This is a genomic window from Ruegeria sp. BB5 (assembly GCF_056539405.1).
This window is the reverse complement of the sequence record NZ_JBQFUX010000001.1, coordinates 1,554,673-1,570,673: the sequence shown is the minus strand read 5'-3', so window position 1 is coordinate 1,570,673 and position 16,001 is coordinate 1,554,673. Positions and strand designations below refer to the sequence as shown.

The 16,001-nt window shown below is 59.5% G+C and carries 14 protein-coding genes; 4 read left to right on the top strand and 10 right to left on the bottom strand.

The genetic code is table 11. The features are described 5' to 3' along the window. Positions 1-50 precede the first annotated feature (50 nt). Together ACR0DL_RS07825 and mnmH are read left to right on the top strand one after the other, a co-directional pair. On the top strand, positions 51-716 hold the full coding sequence (locus tag ACR0DL_RS07825) for an SOS response-associated peptidase (protein WP_480688410.1): 666 nt from the start codon (positions 51-53) through the stop codon (positions 714-716). A 44-nt stretch (positions 717-760) separates the two neighbouring features. Next, positions 761-1,813 carry a tRNA 2-selenouridine(34) synthase MnmH gene (gene mnmH, locus ACR0DL_RS07820; RefSeq protein WP_480688408.1) on the top strand — a complete coding sequence of 351 codons (1,053 nt, stop codon included), beginning with the start codon at positions 761-763 and terminating at the stop codon, positions 1,811-1,813. Here the strand turns inward: mnmH and selD are convergent. The 7 genes from selD to ACR0DL_RS07785 are packed head-to-tail and all read right to left on the bottom strand — an operon-like array spanning position 1,810 to position 9,892. After that, positions 1,810-3,963, bottom strand: a complete 2,154-nt coding sequence (gene selD, locus ACR0DL_RS07815; RefSeq protein ID WP_480688406.1) for a selenide, water dikinase SelD — start codon at positions 3,961-3,963, stop codon at positions 1,810-1,812. The genes mnmH and selD overlap by 4 nt on opposite strands. 5 nt (positions 3,964-3,968) lie before the next feature. After that, entirely contained in the window at positions 3,969-4,352 is a 384-nt protein-coding gene (locus tag ACR0DL_RS07810) for a Na+/H+ antiporter subunit G (RefSeq protein ID WP_170349275.1), read from the bottom strand. 9 nt (positions 4,353-4,361) lie between these two features. After that, the gene (locus ACR0DL_RS07805) at positions 4,362-4,631 is read right to left on the bottom strand and encodes a K+/H+ antiporter subunit F (RefSeq protein ID WP_058282485.1); all 270 of its coding nucleotides are present in this window, start codon (positions 4,629-4,631) and stop codon (positions 4,362-4,364) included. Then, positions 4,628-5,125: a Na+/H+ antiporter subunit E gene (locus ACR0DL_RS07800; protein WP_170349274.1), complete on the bottom strand. Its 498-nt coding sequence runs from the start codon at positions 5,123-5,125 to the stop codon at positions 4,628-4,630. The genes ACR0DL_RS07805 and ACR0DL_RS07800 overlap by 4 nt, the downstream gene beginning before the upstream one ends. Then, positions 5,125-6,669 carry a monovalent cation/H+ antiporter subunit D gene (locus tag ACR0DL_RS07795; protein WP_170349273.1) on the bottom strand — a complete coding sequence of 515 codons (1,545 nt, stop codon included), beginning with the start codon at positions 6,667-6,669 and terminating at the stop codon, positions 5,125-5,127. The genes ACR0DL_RS07800 and ACR0DL_RS07795 overlap by 1 nt, the downstream gene beginning before the upstream one ends. Beyond that, positions 6,666-7,025: a Na+/H+ antiporter subunit C gene (locus ACR0DL_RS07790; RefSeq protein WP_170349272.1), complete on the bottom strand. Its 360-nt coding sequence runs from the start codon at positions 7,023-7,025 to the stop codon at positions 6,666-6,668. The genes ACR0DL_RS07795 and ACR0DL_RS07790 overlap by 4 nt, the downstream gene beginning before the upstream one ends. Further along, positions 7,025-9,892, bottom strand: a complete 2,868-nt coding sequence (locus ACR0DL_RS07785) for a monovalent cation/H+ antiporter subunit A (protein WP_480688405.1) — start codon at positions 9,890-9,892, stop codon at positions 7,025-7,027. Before ACR0DL_RS07785 ends, ACR0DL_RS07790 begins: the two co-directional genes overlap by 1 nt. Positions 9,893-10,104: 212 nt before the next feature. On the opposite strand from ACR0DL_RS07785, the gene ACR0DL_RS07780 reads away from it, so the two are divergent. Continuing rightward, positions 10,105-10,578 (top strand): rhodanese-like domain-containing protein, encoded by a 474-nt coding sequence (locus ACR0DL_RS07780; RefSeq protein ID WP_170396413.1) that lies wholly within the window; start codon positions 10,105-10,107, stop codon positions 10,576-10,578. Continuing rightward, positions 10,575-11,390, top strand: coding sequence for a CE1 family esterase (locus ACR0DL_RS07775; RefSeq protein WP_480688403.1), 816 nt, complete (start codon positions 10,575-10,577; stop codon positions 11,388-11,390). Before ACR0DL_RS07780 ends, ACR0DL_RS07775 begins: the two co-directional genes overlap by 4 nt. Here the strand turns inward: ACR0DL_RS07775 and mdoH are convergent, their stop codons facing one another. The 3 genes from mdoH to ACR0DL_RS07760 are packed head-to-tail and all read right to left on the bottom strand — an operon-like array spanning position 11,391 to position 15,969. Further along, entirely contained in the window at positions 11,391-13,259 is a 1,869-nt protein-coding gene (gene mdoH / locus ACR0DL_RS07770; protein WP_480688401.1) for a glucans biosynthesis glucosyltransferase MdoH, read from the bottom strand. It abuts the gene before it with no gap. After that, positions 13,256-14,755 (bottom strand): OpgD/OpgG family glucan biosynthesis protein, encoded by a 1,500-nt coding sequence (locus tag ACR0DL_RS07765; RefSeq protein WP_480688399.1) that lies wholly within the window; start codon positions 14,753-14,755, stop codon positions 13,256-13,258. The genes mdoH and ACR0DL_RS07765 overlap by 4 nt, the downstream gene beginning before the upstream one ends. Then, positions 14,752-15,969, bottom strand: a complete 1,218-nt coding sequence (locus tag ACR0DL_RS07760) for an OpgC family protein (protein ID WP_480688397.1) — start codon at positions 15,967-15,969, stop codon at positions 14,752-14,754. Before ACR0DL_RS07760 ends, ACR0DL_RS07765 begins: the two co-directional genes overlap by 4 nt. Between the last annotated feature and the right edge of the window lie 32 nt (positions 15,970-16,001).

Sequence of the window (16,001 nt, the reverse complement as noted above, 5' to 3'; positions counted from 1 at the left end):
CCCGTGACACCCTGTGCCTGTATGAAACGATTATTGATGGTTCTTTACCCATGTGCGGACGGTTTGCAATAACCCTTCCAAATGACGCAATGGCGCAGCTGTTTTCAGCACGGCCTGCAAACACGTTGCCTGCTGTGCCGAACTTCAATGTTTGCCCGACAAATCAAGTGCATGTGGTGCGCGTTGGCGAAGGCGGACGCCAGTTGGATTCGCTGCGCTGGGGGTTCCTGCCGCATTGGTACAAGACTGAAACCGCCGGTCCTTTGCTGATCAATGCGCGTGCCGAAACTCTGGCCGAAAAGCCTGCATTTCGCGCCGCCTGCCGCGAACGACGCTGCCTGATCGTGGCAACGGGGTTCTATGAATGGACCAAAACTGAACAGGGAACACGTCTGCCATGGTACATCCACCGCAAAGATAGCGCACCGATTGCATTTGCCGGGGTCTGGCAGGATTGGGGCAATGAGGGTACGCAGCAGGGCACTTGCGCCATCGTAACAACACCGGCAAATCGCCACCTCAGCGCCATTCATCATCGGATGCCACTGATCCTTGAGCCTGACGATTGGCCTTTGTGGTTAGGGCAGGCGGGGAAAGGCGCGGCACGTTTGATGCAACCCGGGGCCGAGGGAGTCTTGGAGTTCTACCGCGTTGATCCAGCAGTGAATTCGAACCGGGCCAACGGGCCGGACCTGATTGAACCTGTCCCGGCGTGACTGGGCGGCTTTTCATTTCAAGGTTCGCAGGATAGACCGTTGGCATGGCTCTGAAATTTACTGATCTGCCCGGCCTTTATGCGCATGATTTTGACACTGTGATCGACGTGCGCAGCCCTGCTGAATTTGCCGAAGATCACCTACCCGGCGCCATCAACCTGCCGGTGCTTAACAATGAAGAACGCGCGCAGGTGGGTACGATCTATGTGCAGGAAAGTCCGTTTCTGGCCCGCAAGCTTGGCGCAGCGCTGGTGTTTCGGAACGCGGCAAATCACATCGAACACAGCCTGTCGCACCACGAGGGCGGCTGGAAACCTTTGGTCTATTGCTGGCGTGGGGGTCAGAGGTCGGGGTCATTCACATGGATGTTACAACAGATCGGCTGGCGGGCCGAAGTGGTCGATGGCGGATACCGAGCCTATCGCCGATTGGTGAATCGCTACCTCTATGACGATCCATTGCCGCACCGGTTGGTGGCCCTCGATGGATATACGGGCACAGCCAAGACTGACCTGCTGCTGCATTTGAAGGCGCGCGGCGTTCAGGTTCTGGACCTCGAAGACATAGCCAACCACCGGGGATCTTTGCTAGGTGAAATGCCGGGCGGGCAGCCCAGCCAGAAAGCCTTCGAGTCCGCTCTATCCGCCGCATTGTGCGGCTTGGACCCAGCGCGCTCGGTGGTTGTAGAGGCTGAATCCTCCAAGATCGGGTCGCTGATCCTGCCGCCAAGCTTGTGGACTGCGTTGCGGACGGCTCCGCGGATTCAGGTGTCCGCTTCCCTTAAGGCGCGTACCGCGTATCTGGTCAAGGCTTACGACGATATCCTCTCGGATACCGAGCGCTTGCGCGATCGCCTGTCTCCGCTACGGTTCCATCGAGGACACGATGTGGTGGATGGATGGCTAGCGCTGATCGATGCGGGGGATAAACGGGCGCTGACGCGGGCGTTGATGGAACAGCATTATGACCCGGCCTATGCCAAATCCTCCAAAACACGCGCCGTCAAGATTATCGCGCAAATCGACGTGGCGGCGCTGGACGATGCGGGCCTGAACGCCGCAGCCGCTCGGGTTGAAGAAATTCTGGGTCAGCTCTAAAGCCGCAAACCCGGAGTGTCAGTCAGATGCCCGATGATGACCGCCGGATAGCACGCGTGCCTTAGCTGTTCGCACAATTCGTGCGCCTGATCGGATGCGACGGCGGCCAGTAATCCCCCAGCAGTTTGCGGGTCAAACAGCAGGTCGGCCTTGTCCGAGAATGGAATGCCCGGAACGATTGCGCGGTTGTCCTCGAAGATTGTCGACCGGACACCTTGAGCGGCCAATTCCAGCGCGCCAATCATCAGAGGGATCGTGCCCAGATCCAAAACTGCACCACAATCCGAGGCTTCGCACATGCCCATCAGATGCCCGGCTAGTCCAAATCCGGTTACATCCGTCATCGCATGTGCCCCGGCCAGAATGCGCGATGCCGCGCCTTGCGGCTGAACCATTTGCCGCAAGGCATCGGCCACCCAACTGCCATCAGCTTGCCCCGCCATTTCAGCGGCCATCAACACCCCGCTGCCCAGGGGTTTTGTCAGGATCAATGCATCCCCAGGACGTGCCCCGGACAAAGTGATCGGGTCTTTGTCGCACAGTCCGGTCAGAGTGAAGCCGATGGTCATCTCATCCCCGAGCGAGCTGTGACCGCCCACGATTTCTGCCCCGGCGTGGCGGATGACCTCGGTGGCCGTCGTCATGATCTCGGACAAGGTGCGGTGCTGCAATTGCGGGGACATACGCGGCAGGATGATCGTTGCCGTCGCCGCCTGTGGGTTGGCCCCCATGGCCCAGATATCTCCCAGTGCGTGAACAGCGGCGATGCGCGTCATCAGCACTGGGTCATCCGTGAAGCCGCGCAGGTGGTCCGAGGTTATCACTTGGCGCGCTCTGCCGGTTGTCAGCAGGGCGGCGTCGTCCCCGGGCAAGGGGGTGATGTCGTCCCGGTTCGGCTTTGGCAGGCCACTCAGAACTGTTTGCAACGCGCCGCGCCCAACCTTGGCTCCACAGCCGCCGCACATGGGTTTTTCCCCCAGGGCTTCTTGCATGCCCGCCGCATGGTGGCGCGGTAGGGGGGGGCGTGCCATCTGGGGTAGGTTGCGGAATTTATTCATGAAGCTCTGGTCGATATGGTTCTTCCATCGCCACATCACTGGCCCGCTGAACGAGGTTCCAAGACGTTCGGCCAGTGCCGATTTACCACCCAAAGAGATCAGTTTTAGGTAGTCTTTCTGCGGCAGATATCGCCGCATCTTCCCGGCCCCCAGAGCGACCCGCAGATTGTTGAACAGGACCGGAGCCTCTCGGACCGCATAGACACCGGCCTTGGGACGAGGGTTATCGGCAAGATGGGCGCAATCTCCGGCGGCAAAGATCGCCGGATCGCTGGATTGCAGATGGGCGTCCACGCGGATGTAGCCGTCATGCAGATCAAGGCCCGTCTGGGTGATCCAGTCATAGGGGCGGGCACCGGCAGCCCCGGTTATAAATTCGGCGGGAACCTTGCGGCCATCCTCTAGCAGAACATGATCCTGTTCGATGCGTGAAATCGCGGCATGCTCGATCAGCTCAATCCCCAGATCGGCCACCGCCTTACGAATGGTCGCGCCCGCCTTGGTCCCCGTCGCCGCCAAGGCCCGGGCATTGTCGATCAGTGTCACCTGCGCTGTGCGGGTTTTGGCTCGAAGGGCATGAGCCATGGCCATAACCAGTTCTACCCCCGCGACCCCACCGCCGATCACGGCGACTGAGGCGGGGCCGCTGCCATCCAGATACTCCGCCCACCTGGAGGCAAACGGTCCCAGCGGCTTGGCGGGAACTGCATGGTCAGCAAATCCGGGCAGGGCCGGCATTTCCGAGGTGATCCCCACATTGACCGACGCCACATCGAAGGCCACGGGTGGTCGGCCAGGCACGTGTATCTGACGCCGGTTGATGTCGATACCATCAACCGGGCTCAGGATCACGCGCGCACCGGCAAATCGGGCAAGGCGCACCAAATCAATGTCCAGCTCCCAACGCTGGTAATGTCCGGCGACGAAGCCTGGTAGCATACCGGAATAGGGGGCATTGGCACCGGGGTTGATCACCGTCACCCGCGCACCGGGCAAAGGGTTCATGCCCCATTTCCGCAGTACAAGCGCGTGGGTATGCCCGCCGCCTATCAGAACCAGATCACGGGTCAGGGGCAGCGGAGGGTGATGCATGGAATTCAGGTCTTTGTGTGGTCTGGTACGTCTTCGACCTGCTCAACCGCGTGAGTGGCCCAAAGCTCATCCTCACCCGCATCTGGCAGATCATCGGGCTTTTCATGGCGATGAATATGCCATTTGGCAATGAACAGGGCCGTGATCGGCGCAGTCAGGAACAGGAAAAGGGTGATCAGCAGCTCGTGCAGGGAAATATGCTGCTCGATTACTGCCGAATGAAAGATCGACGCCAGCAGCACACCACCCACACCTAACGTCGTTGCTTTGGTTGGGGCATGAAGACGCGACATCGGGTCCTTCAACTTTATCATCCCATACGAGCCGACAAAACCGAATATGCCGGATACGATCAAAAAGAAGGCGACTAGAAACTCGATTATGAACATTGGGCGCCCTCACTCGATGATATTGCCGCGCAGCATAAAGCGCGCATAGGCTACGGTTGAGACAAAACCCAGCATGGCGATGATCATGGCGGCCTCGAAAAAGATCTCGGTACCCAGAGCCAACCCGTAAAGAATCATCAGCGCAATTGTGTTGATGACCATCGTGTCCAGCGCCAGAACACGTGTGCCCACACCCTCGGCCGAGATGATCCGATACAGGCACAGCATGATGGCCGCCCCGAAACAGGCGAAGGCAAACCAGATCGCAATCTCGATCATTCGAAAATCTCCTTCAGACGGCGCTCATAGCGTTGTTTGATCTGGTCGCGCACCTCATCCACGTTGGGCGCATCCAGGCAGTGAACCAGCAGGTTGTGGCCTTGCGCCGACAGATCGCAACTGACCGTTCCGGGGGTCATGGTGATGGTTCCGGCCAATACAGTGATCGCTTCGGGGGTGCGCAGTTCAAGTGGGATACAGACCCAGTTGGGCTGTCGGTCGGCATCGCGTTTGAACAGGATGATACGGGCCACGGTGATATTGGCCATCACGATATCCCACAGCACCACCAGCATATACTCGATGATCATCGGCCAGTTGCGCAGTTTGGGTCTGTCGGGCCAGTAGGGCTGAGTAATGAAGGGAATGATAATCCCAAGCAGCAACCCGAACACCAGAGAGTTCAGCGAAGGCGAATTCGCCAGAAGCATCCACACCAGCGTTAGCAGGATCGTCAGATGCGGGTGGGGGAAAATTCGATGCAGAAGTCTCATTATTCCTCTCCCCCCAGAACGGCTGAGATGTAGTTTTCGGGTGTGAACAACTGTTCGGCTGTTTTGCCAGCGTAAGTCAGGGCAGGGCCCGCGAACAAGGTCAGCATCACAAGCCCCATGACCATGCCAAAAATGGCGGTGAAGGCCAGTCCGGGGTTTGGTTCGGGTGCGGGCAGGGCTGGTGCTTCCTCGTCATCTTCCACCTCGGGCGCCGGGTTGTGTTGTGCGTCATGGCTTTTCCAGAAGATCAGCGTGCCTGCGCGCGCCAACCCGACGATCGTGACGAACGACCCGATCAGGATCACGGCCCAGATTGCGTTTGCATCCGGTGCGTCGCGCGCCGCATCCAGCACTAGGAGCTTGCCGATGAAACCCGACAGTGGGGGCATTCCCGCCATCGCGATTGCCCCAACAAAGAACAGGGCCGAGACCAGCCCGCTTTGCGCCATCGGGGCCGTTGGCGCGATGGCCCCGCCCCGGCGTTCCATCACTAGGTCAGCCACCAGGAACATCAGCGCCGTGGCAAGGGTCGAATGAAAGATGTAGTACAGCGCGGCAGTTGTGGCCGTTTCGGTAAACAGTGAAATTGCGATCAACAATGTGCCCATTGATGCGATGGCACAAAAGGCCGTCATCCGTGCGATGTGCTGCGAGCCCAGAATACCAATGGCACCCACGGCCAGCGTCAGAAGCGCGGCAGGTTGCAGCCAGTCGCCCAGCAATCCTTGCGTTACAGCCACATCGGGCCCAAAGACCAGCGTATCGACGCGCAGGATTGAATAGGCACCCACCTTGGTCATGATCGCAAACAGTGCGGCGACGGGCAAAGGTGCATTGGCGTAACTGGCAGGCAACCAGAAATGCAGTGGCAAGACGGCCGCCTTGATACAAAAGACCAACAGCAACAAAACCGCTCCAACCCGCAATAGGGCGGTATCCTCGGGCGGAATTTCGGCGACTCGAACAGCCAGATCGGCCATGTTAAGCGTTCCGGTCACGGCATAAAGCGTGCCGAGCGCAAACAGGAACAAGGTCGAGCCCAACAGGTTATAGGCCACATATTGCACCCCGGCCTTCAGCCGGACCGACCCGCCCCCATGCGTCATCAAGCCGTAGGAAGCGATCAGCAGCACCTCGAAGAAAACGAACAGGTTGAAGGCATCGCCCGTCAGGAAGGCACCGCAGACGCCCATAAGCTGAAAGTGGAACAGCGCGTGAAAGTGTTTACCCCTGTCGTCCCACCCGGACGCGATGGCGTATAGCACAATGGGCAAGGCGAGCAGGGCGGTCAGCAAGACCATCATCGCAGACAGGCGGTCTAGCACCAGCACGATGCCGAAGGGCGCAGGCCAATCGCCCAGCTCATAGACCAGAATATCGCCACCTGCGGCCTGCGCGGTGATGGTCAGGGCAATCCCCAGCAACGCCACTACACCGGCGACCGAGAAGATGCGCTGCAGGTCCAGGTGATATCGCAGGACCATGATGATGAACGGGGCCAGGATCGCGGGCAGGACGATCGGCGCTACGATCCAGTGGTTCATGCGTCTTCTCCCGCGCCGTCGACGCTGTCTTGTGCGGTCATGTCGATATGGTCATCCTTCGACGACAGATAAGCGGACAGCGCGATCATCACGATCACCGCCGTCATACCAAAGGAAATCACGATGGCCGTCAGCACCAGCGCTTGTGGCAACGGGTCGGTATAAGGAACCTCTTCGTATTTGTTCAGAACCGCAGGCGCATCCAGCGCCAGCCGCCCGGTGGCGAACAGGAACACGTTCACCGCGTAGGTGATCAGCGACAGCCCCAGAATGACAGGGAATGTGCGGCGGCGCAGGATCAGGAAAATCCCGGCGGCGGTCATGATGCCTACGGCTGAGGCTACGAGCGCTTCCATCAGGCCTGCTCCTTCTTATCTTCGTCTTTCGAGTCGTCCCGTAGCGGGTTGATATCCATCGGGAACTCTTGCGCCATGCCCGGCTGCCACGCGAACCGCGACAGGCTGTCCAGCGCCAGCATCACCGCACCCAGCACGGCCAGGAACACGCCGGTGTCAAACAGGATGGCGGTGGCCCATTCGAACTCTTCCAGGGGTGGCCAATGGAGATAGCCGAAGTCGCTGGTCAGGAACGGGCGTTCGTTGAACCATGCTCCGATCCCGGTGGCGGCAGCGATCAGAACACCCCAGCCGATGGTGCCGTGATAGTAGAACCGCTGTCGTTCGATGGCCCATGTGTAGCCACTGGCCATGTATTGCATCAGGAAGGCAATCGCGACGATCAGACCGGCAATGAACCCGCCCCCCGGCTGGTTGTGACCGCGGAAAAAGATGTAGGCCCCAACCATCAGGGCAATCGGCATCATCACGCGGGTTGCCACAACCATCATCAGCGGATGTGAATCCCCTGATTGCGGCCAGTGCGGCTTGCGGTTCAACAGATAGCTGCGGACGTTGGTGCCCAGAACGGCCTCGGTCAGGGCAAAGATGATCAGGGCGGCGATGCCTAGAACGATGATCTCGCCAAAGGTATCAAAGCCCCGGAAGTCCACCAGGATCACGTTGACCACGTTGGTACCGCCACCGCCTTTGTACGAGTTGGCCAAGTGGAACTCGGAAATCGTGGGAAAGGCAAAATCCCGCAGCATCAGCGCATAGATCAGTGCGCCGGTGCCAAGGCCGGCCACCACTGAGATCGCCGCATCCCGCCAGCGTCGCGCCGCGCTGCTGTCCCACGGTGTATCCGTGGGCAGGAAGTTCAGCGACAGCAGCAACAGGATCATCGTCACCACCTCGACCGAGATCTGCGTCAGCGCCAGATCCGGGGCCGAGAGGTAGTTGAACGCCATCGAAACGATCAGGCCAACCACGCCGATCAGCACCAGCGACAGCAGGCGGTTGCGGTGGAACCACATGATCGCCAGCGTGGCGCCGACCAAGCAAATCCAACCGATGAACGGAATGATCTGAATGGGCAGGGGCTCGCGCGTTATGGGGCCTATCGTGCCGGTTGAATAGGCGTAGTAGCCAAGCCCGACAGTGAACGCGACAAGGATGATGGCATAGCGGCTGATCACTCCGTTGTGCAGCGTGTCGGTGATCCAACGGCTGAGTGTGGTAAACGCGCCGATGACAGCCTCGAAGATGACCTTCGCTTCGGGGCGGGGCAGGGCGTTCCACAGCTGTTCGCCACGACGGTGTAGCGCCAGCAGGAACAGACCGCCTAATGTGGCTACGGCCGACATGTAAAGCGCGGGCGTAAAGCCATGCCAGAGCTTCAGTGAGTAGTAGGGCAGCTTCTCTCCGCCGATTACGGCGCTGGATACTACCGCGACCAGAGGCCCAACGAGCGCGGCCGAATTCAGACCGATCAGCACGACCAGCACCACAAGGAAGGCCGGGGCCAGCCACATACCGACAGGCGGATCATGCGGGTGGTGCGGATAATCGTTGCGCTGCGGGCCAAGGAAGACATGTCCGACAAAGCGGAAGGAATAGGCAGCCGAGAACAGTGCCGCCAGCAGCGCCAAACCCGGTACCAGATAGTGCGAGTGCAGCCAGGTGGTGTGGACTGTCTCCTCAAGCATCATTTCTTTGGACAGGAAGCCATTCAGCGGAGGCAGACCGGCCATGGACAGCGCGGCAATCGTTCCGATGGTAAATGTAATCGGCATCAACTGACGCAACCCGCCCAGACGTTTGATGTCTCGGGTTCCGGTTTCGTGGTCCACGATCCCGGCGGTCATGAACAGAGCGCATTTGAAAGTGGCGTGATTGATAATGTGGAATATCGCCGCCACAGCTGCGATCTTGGTGCCAAAGCCCAGCAGCATCGTCACCAAACCCAGATGCGACACGGTCGAAAACGCCAGCAGTGCCTTAAGATCGTCTTTGAACAAGGCAATGCAGGCCCCGATCAACATGGTCACCAAACCTGTGGTCGCCACGATATAAAACCACGCATCCGTCCCTGCCAAAACCGGCCACATCCGGGCCATAAGGAACAACCCGGCCTTCACCATCGTGGCTGAATGCAGATAGGCAGAAACCGGCGTCGGCGCGGCCATCGCATGCGGAAGCCAGAAATGGAACGGGAACTGCGCCGACTTGGTGAAACAGCCCAGCAGGATCAGGACCAGCGCGGGCATGTAATACGGTGAGGCTTGGATCAGCTCTTTGTTCTGCAGGATGACGCTTAGGTCATATGAGCCCACGATATTGCCCAGAATCAGCATACCCGCGATCATCGCCAACCCGCCACCGCCGGTTACGGCCAGCGCCATGCGCGCGCCCTGACGTCCCTCGGGCAGATGTTTCCAATACCCGATCAGCAAGAATGAGCTTAGCGAAGTAAGCTCCCAGAAAATAAGCAAAAGAAGGATATTGTCTGAGAGAACGATCCCGACCATCGCGCCCTGAAACAGCAGCAGATAGGTATAGAACTGCCCCATTGGATCTTCGCGTGACAGGTAAAACCGCGCATACAGGATGATCAGCAATCCGATCCCCAGGATCAGCAGGGCAAACAGAAACCCAAGACCGTCCAGCATGAAATTCGCGTTCAGCCCCAGCGCCGGTATCCAGTCGAACCGCGCCGTGACAACCTCTCCGCGCATGACCGACGGAATGTGAATCAACAGCCCCATGAGCGCCAGAAAGGTGGTCAGCCCGGCGGCTGATGCTGCTGCGTTTCGTCCTGCCCGGATCAGAAGGGCTGGGAATACAGCTCCGAGGAAGGGAAGGGCCGCGATGAGGAATAGGGACAAGTGCGATACTCCGATCTGGGCGGTCAAATGTAGTACTGGTTTTTAAGGATAATTTTCTAACTGTCCAGCTATTGCAAGTTTTACCCGCAGTCCTATCGCCATCGATTGGGGTGCGAAACAATGACGCGATCTTGATCTGCCGGTTGAAATTCAACGCGGATTCGAAATTCGGGCTGTGATAAGCACATCCCATCGGATCAGGAGAGAGCTGCGTGGCAGACAAAGCAAACCGAACACGCCGATGGGTTCTGTTGGGCGGTGGCGCCGCCATCGTTGCTGGCTTTGCTGTTCGGGAATATCGTTTGATCCCGCAAGATTACGCGGGTGACAGGCTGAGTGTTCAGGACGCGCATCAGCAAGCGGTGTCTGGGGATGTGTTGTTGGTCGACATTCGCACGCCGCGGGAATGGCAGACCACGGGCGTTGGCCAGGGAGCGCATCCGTTGGATATGCGCCGCGATGATTTCGAACAGGCGCTGGCACAGCTGACCGGCGGTGATCGGAACGCGCCTGTTGCATTGATTTGCGCGCGTGGGGTCAGGTCGGCTCGGCTGAGCAACAGATTGACCGAGGCAGGGTTCACAAACATCATTGACGTACCAGAGGGTATGCTGGGGTCCGCCGCAGGGCCGGGATGGGTACGGGCTGGTTTGCCGGTTGAACACAATACAGGAGAGACAGGATGATCCGGGCATTCACCTTGGCAGCGGGTTTGACATTCGCCGGGCAGGCAGGGTTGGCGGCCTGTGCCGATCAGGAAGGCATGTGTGAGACGGCTTCGGGTGGGTACCACATCGAATTGCCCGAGGCGGATAACCCACCGTTGGTTGTCTTTCTGCATGGCTATGGGGGTTCGGCTACCGGTACTTTGAAAAACCGCAGCATGGTCGAGCCTTTGCTGGCGCGCGGTTATGCGGTCATGGCCCCCGAGGGGTCAGAACGAAATGGCCGCCAAAGCTGGAACTTCTTTCCCGGTTGGGAAGGGCGGGACGAAACCGCCTTTCTGACCGAAGCGGTACAGGATGCCTCGGACCGTTTCGGTGTGGATGCGGATCGCGTGGTTCTGGGCGGTTTCTCGGCCGGGGCGTTCATGGTGTATTACCTGGCCTGCGCGGCACCCGATACGTTTTCGGCCTATGTTCCGGTGTCTGGCGGTTTCTGGCGACCGCATCCCGAAAGCTGCGAAGGTCCGGTACGGATGTTCCACACCCACGGCTGGACCGACAATGTGGTGCCGTTAGAAGGACGCATTCTGGGCGGTGGCCGGTTCCATCAAGGCGATATCTTTGCCGGGCTGGAAATCTGGCGGGTTGCCAATGAATGCGTCGATACCAAGCCCAGCGGTTTTTCAACCACCGGCCAGTTCATGCGACGCAGATGGAGTGGGTGTGCCGAAGGCGGCATGCTGGAATTCGCGCTGTTTCCCGGTGGCCACTCAGTGCCCAAGGGTTGGGCGGACATGATGGTGGACTGGTACGAAGGCCTGCCGGGCGGCTAATCACTCGGCAGGGGTCATGACCGTCTTACCCTCAATCAGGCGCTTCAGCTCGTTGCGATGACGCCGGGCGGATCGCGTGATGGCGGGCTCGTGAAAATCCTCTTTCATCCCGACCATGCGCCGCGCGGTACCAGCCGACACACCGCTGAGTGCGGACAGGGGGATCGCCAGCGCAAGGCTGACGGCAATCGGGGCTAGCCAGATCGACACCAGACCGGACAGGATACCCACACTCAATGCGATGCCGCTGATGGTTTCCAGCATGTGGCACAGGACCAGCGTTTGCAGGCTATAGCTGCCACCATCCCGCGCCTGCGGGGACCAACCTTTTTGCAGACCAAGCGCCGTCCGGAATACTGCGATCATCTGTTGCACCATCAGGATCGGAGCGTAAAGGATCGACAGGATGACCTCGGCCAGAAACGACGTCAGGAATTTGGAACCACCGCCGAAATCCGCATAGCGCACTCCGCTGAGGGGCAGCGCCAGAACGCCCAGCACCTTGGGGGCCAGCAACATCGCATACATTACCAGAATGATCAGCACATGGCGGGTTTCCGACATCTCGGGCCATTGCGGGAACAGCGGGTTGTCGGGGCTGAAATAATGCAGGACCGAGGCATCCTCGCCCTGACCGATCAGCGCCCACATTACCAGCAAGGCGAACCACAGCGGCGACATTAGATAGCCCACCGCCCCGTGGAACATGTGGAACCGCGACACTGCCCGGAACCCGGCAGACCCCAGCAGCTTCAGGTGCTGCAGGTTGCCCTGGCACCAGCGACGGTCGCGCAGCGCATGGTCGATCAGTGTGGGCGGTGTTTCCTCGTACGAGCCGCGGATGCGCGGCAGGAACCGCACGCCCCAACCGGCGCGACGCATCAGACCGGCCTCGACGAAATCGTGGCTCATGATCAGTGTTTCCTGACCATTCAGGCTGAGCAGTTTCGGTAGACCAGCGCAATTGGCGAAGGCCTTGGTGCGGATAATCGCGTTGTGACCCCAATAGTTGCCCTCTTGTCCACACCAGCGCGCCAGACCTTCGGCGAATGCAATGCCATACACGCCGTTGGCAAACTGCTGCATCCGGGCAAAGACCGATTGCGCGCCGATCAGTTGCGGATAACTTTGGATCAGGCCCGCGCCAGAATCGCGCGCCAGTGAATCCGTCAGGCGCAGGATGGCACGGCCCGTCATCAGACTGTCGGCATCCAGCACCAACATCGCATCCCAATCCGCGCCCCAACGGCTGACCCAGTCGGCGATGTTACCGACCTTGCGGTCCGTGTTTTCTTCGCGACGGCGGTAATACAGTTCCAGACCCGGGGCCAGCGTCGTTCGCAGCGCCTCGATACTGGCCTGTTCCTGTGCTGCGATCTCGGGGTCGCGGGTGTCGGACAGGATGAACATGGCATAGTGGTGTTGACCACCCCGCGCCTGCAAATCCTCGAGCATCGTGCGGGCATTGCCCAGTACGTTCCACGGCACCTCGTTATAAACCGGCATCAACAGCGCCACGCGCAAGGGCTGTGGACGGCCCTCGCGTTTGGGCTGTTCCTGCCGCGACAGGGAAACCATGCCTAGCAGCACGGTGCAGACCGTGAAGGAAATCCAGAAGAAGTTGAACGAGATCAGCGCCAGTAGGATGGCTTCGATCAGGTTGATCCCTTCGGCCCCAAACCAGTCGCTCATTACCCACAGCAGGCCTAAAGTCGCGGCCATCGCAGGCGAAAACGCCAAGGCGCGCCAAAACCCGGCCGAGGGGCGCTGACCCTCGGGCACTTGCGCGTCACGGAAGCCCGCGCTGAAATCTTGCGCGGGCATGGCCAGCGGTGCCTCGGGCGGCATGATATGCAAGTCTTCGGTCATACGGTCCAACGGTAGAGCCAGACCTCAGAGGCAGGCTGTTTGTCTTTCAGCAACTGCGCGCGCAGTTCCACGTGGTTCCTGTCACCCGGCTGGAAGGAAAAGGCCAGTCGCAGCCCGCCGGTATCGGGGTTGCGTTGCAGCACACCCTCGGATGTTTCGGCATGGGGTGAGTTGACAAAGATCGTCATCGCCTCGGGGTCTTCGAACAACTCAGAGGGTTCAAAATCGATGACGGCCAGACGTCCTTCGCCAAAGGTGTTTTCACCCATCGCAGTGTTGATCACGCGCGGCATCGGCGTGCGCTGCGGCTCGTCCCCCCAGATCAGACGGTAGGACAGGTCGACCTGGCTGCCCGCTGCGTATGGCTCCATCGGGCGCCAATAGGCGACGATGTTGTCATAGATTTCCTGATCTGCCGGAATCTCAACCAGCGTTACAGTACCTTTGCCCCAGTCGCCCTTCGGTTCGACCCAAAGGCCGGGGCGTTTGTGGTAATTCGCCTCAAGATCCGCGTAGTCCGAGAACTCGCGTTTCCGCTGCATCAGGCCGAACCCGCGTGGGTTCATGTCAACGAAGGACGAAATCTGCAGACGCGTCGGGTTAGCCAACGGTCGCCACAAAACTTCTCCGGCACCGTTGCGGATCAGCAGACCGTCGCTGTCGTGGACGGCGGGGCGGAAATCGTCGAACCGGCTGTGATTGGTCTGGTCGAACAAGAACATCGAAGTGCCCGGCGCGATACCGACATGGGTCAGTTCTTCGCGCGGGAACAGAGTGGCCTCGATATCCATGACGCAATCCGCGCCTGCGGTGACATTGAATCTGTAGGCACCGGTCACGCTGGGGCTGTCCATCAGCGCGTGAACCACCATGTCACGCTGGCCGGGTTTTGGGCGTTCCAACCAGAAGCGGATGAATTCGGGGAATTCCTCACCATCTGGATCACCGGTTTTCAGGGCCAGACCGCGGGCGGACAGGCCATACACCTCGTGCAGGCCGATGGCGCGGAAATAGCTGGCACCCTGCCAGACGCAGAACTCGTCGGTTTTGCCGGGGCGGTGCATCTCGGTGCGTAGGCGCAAACCGGAAAAGCCCAGCGTGTCGTCGATCGGAAGTTCAGGCACATCCTCGGATTTGTCGAACATGCTCAGATCAAACGCGACCGGCGTTGCGAAACCATCCTCGACCGTCGACACCTTGACGGTGCGCGGGAAGTATAAGCCGGGTGTGAAGAAATCGACGTTAAAGGGCGTCTCGGTTTCAAACCACAGCGCCCGGTCCAGGCGGAACCGGATCGAGCGGTATTGCTGATAGGTCAGGTCCTGCCATTCCTGGGGCACCATTTCGCGTTCCGAATAGGGGCGGCTGGCAAGATCCCGGGCCATCGCGATGACGTCATTGCGGTCAAAGGGGGTTTCCCCGCCGGTGGCAAATGTGGCAGGCGCAAAGGCAAGCGCCGAAGTCGAGGCCAGAAATGCACGACGTGTAAAATTCATTTCTTTGACTTCCAAGGTTGTGATTTGAACCAAGCGGCCATGTATGCCACCCCGATGATCATCGCAAAGCCAATCATGTTAGCGATGAACACACTGGCAACATCCCGCCCACTCAGGTCCAGTCCGACGCCGATAAGCCGTGCTGCTGCCATGGAAAAAACGAATACTGCCAGCGATTGCTGCCCGACTTTGGTGATCACGGTCAGCAGCAATTGCCAAATTTTGGCCGCCGCGCCGTGACCGGTGGCGATCAGGCGGTGACCGTGCTCACCAGCAGCAACCCAGCCCAGATAGGCCAGCGACAGGAAGTGCAGATACCGGAACAGGCCAAAATCGGTCTTGTCGCGGAACTCTTTCGTAACGGGCCAGACCTTGCGGATTTCATCCGACAGATCAGGGGCAACTGCGTTGATCCAGGTGAACACTTTCCATGAGCCAAACGGCATCGAGAAGATCAGGAACAGCGCCGCTGCCCAGATCAGCGTTTTCGAGACCGGGGGGGCGGGAATCCAGCCGCGCATGAATGCAAAGCCGGTAAAGAACAGCAATTGCCAACCGAAGGGGTTGAAGAACCACTGTCGATCCGACCACGGCTCGGCGGGCAAGTCCAGAACGTCGGTCTGCGCCACGAGCCACAGCGTGACTGAGGCCAAGGCAACCGCCCAGAACCCAATCCGCGACAGGCCCATGACCAGCGGCATCATCGCCAGAACCACCAGATACATCGGCAGGATATCGAAGTAATTAGGCACGTAGGTCAGGGTGAACAGCCCGACAATCTGCGGCGCAGGATCGTTAAAGAAATGCTGCAGATTCAGCGAAGAGATATAGTTTTTCTCGAACAATCCGCTTTCATTCAGCGCGGCCATGGACATGGCGACAAAGAAGAACAGTGCGATATGTGCCCAGTAGACCTGCCAGATGCGGAACGCCACGCGGGCGGTGCCCAACCACCAGCCCTTGCGCAGGAACGCCCCGCCAAAAGCGATGGCCGAGGCCATGCCGGAACAGAACACGAAAATTTCGGTCGCGTCGGAAAAGCCGAACCGCGCGGGGATCCATTTGGCCCAGGGGTCATTGGGGATATGTGCGATCAGGATGATGAACATCGCGATGCCGCGGTAAAAATCCAGGCGCGGATCACGCACACGGGCAGGGGCGGCCGCCGAGGCGGCCACAGGCGCAAAATCAGAAGCGGGCGATGCAGTCGCCATACGTGTTCTGTCCTTCTTGGTCTTTGTTTTTG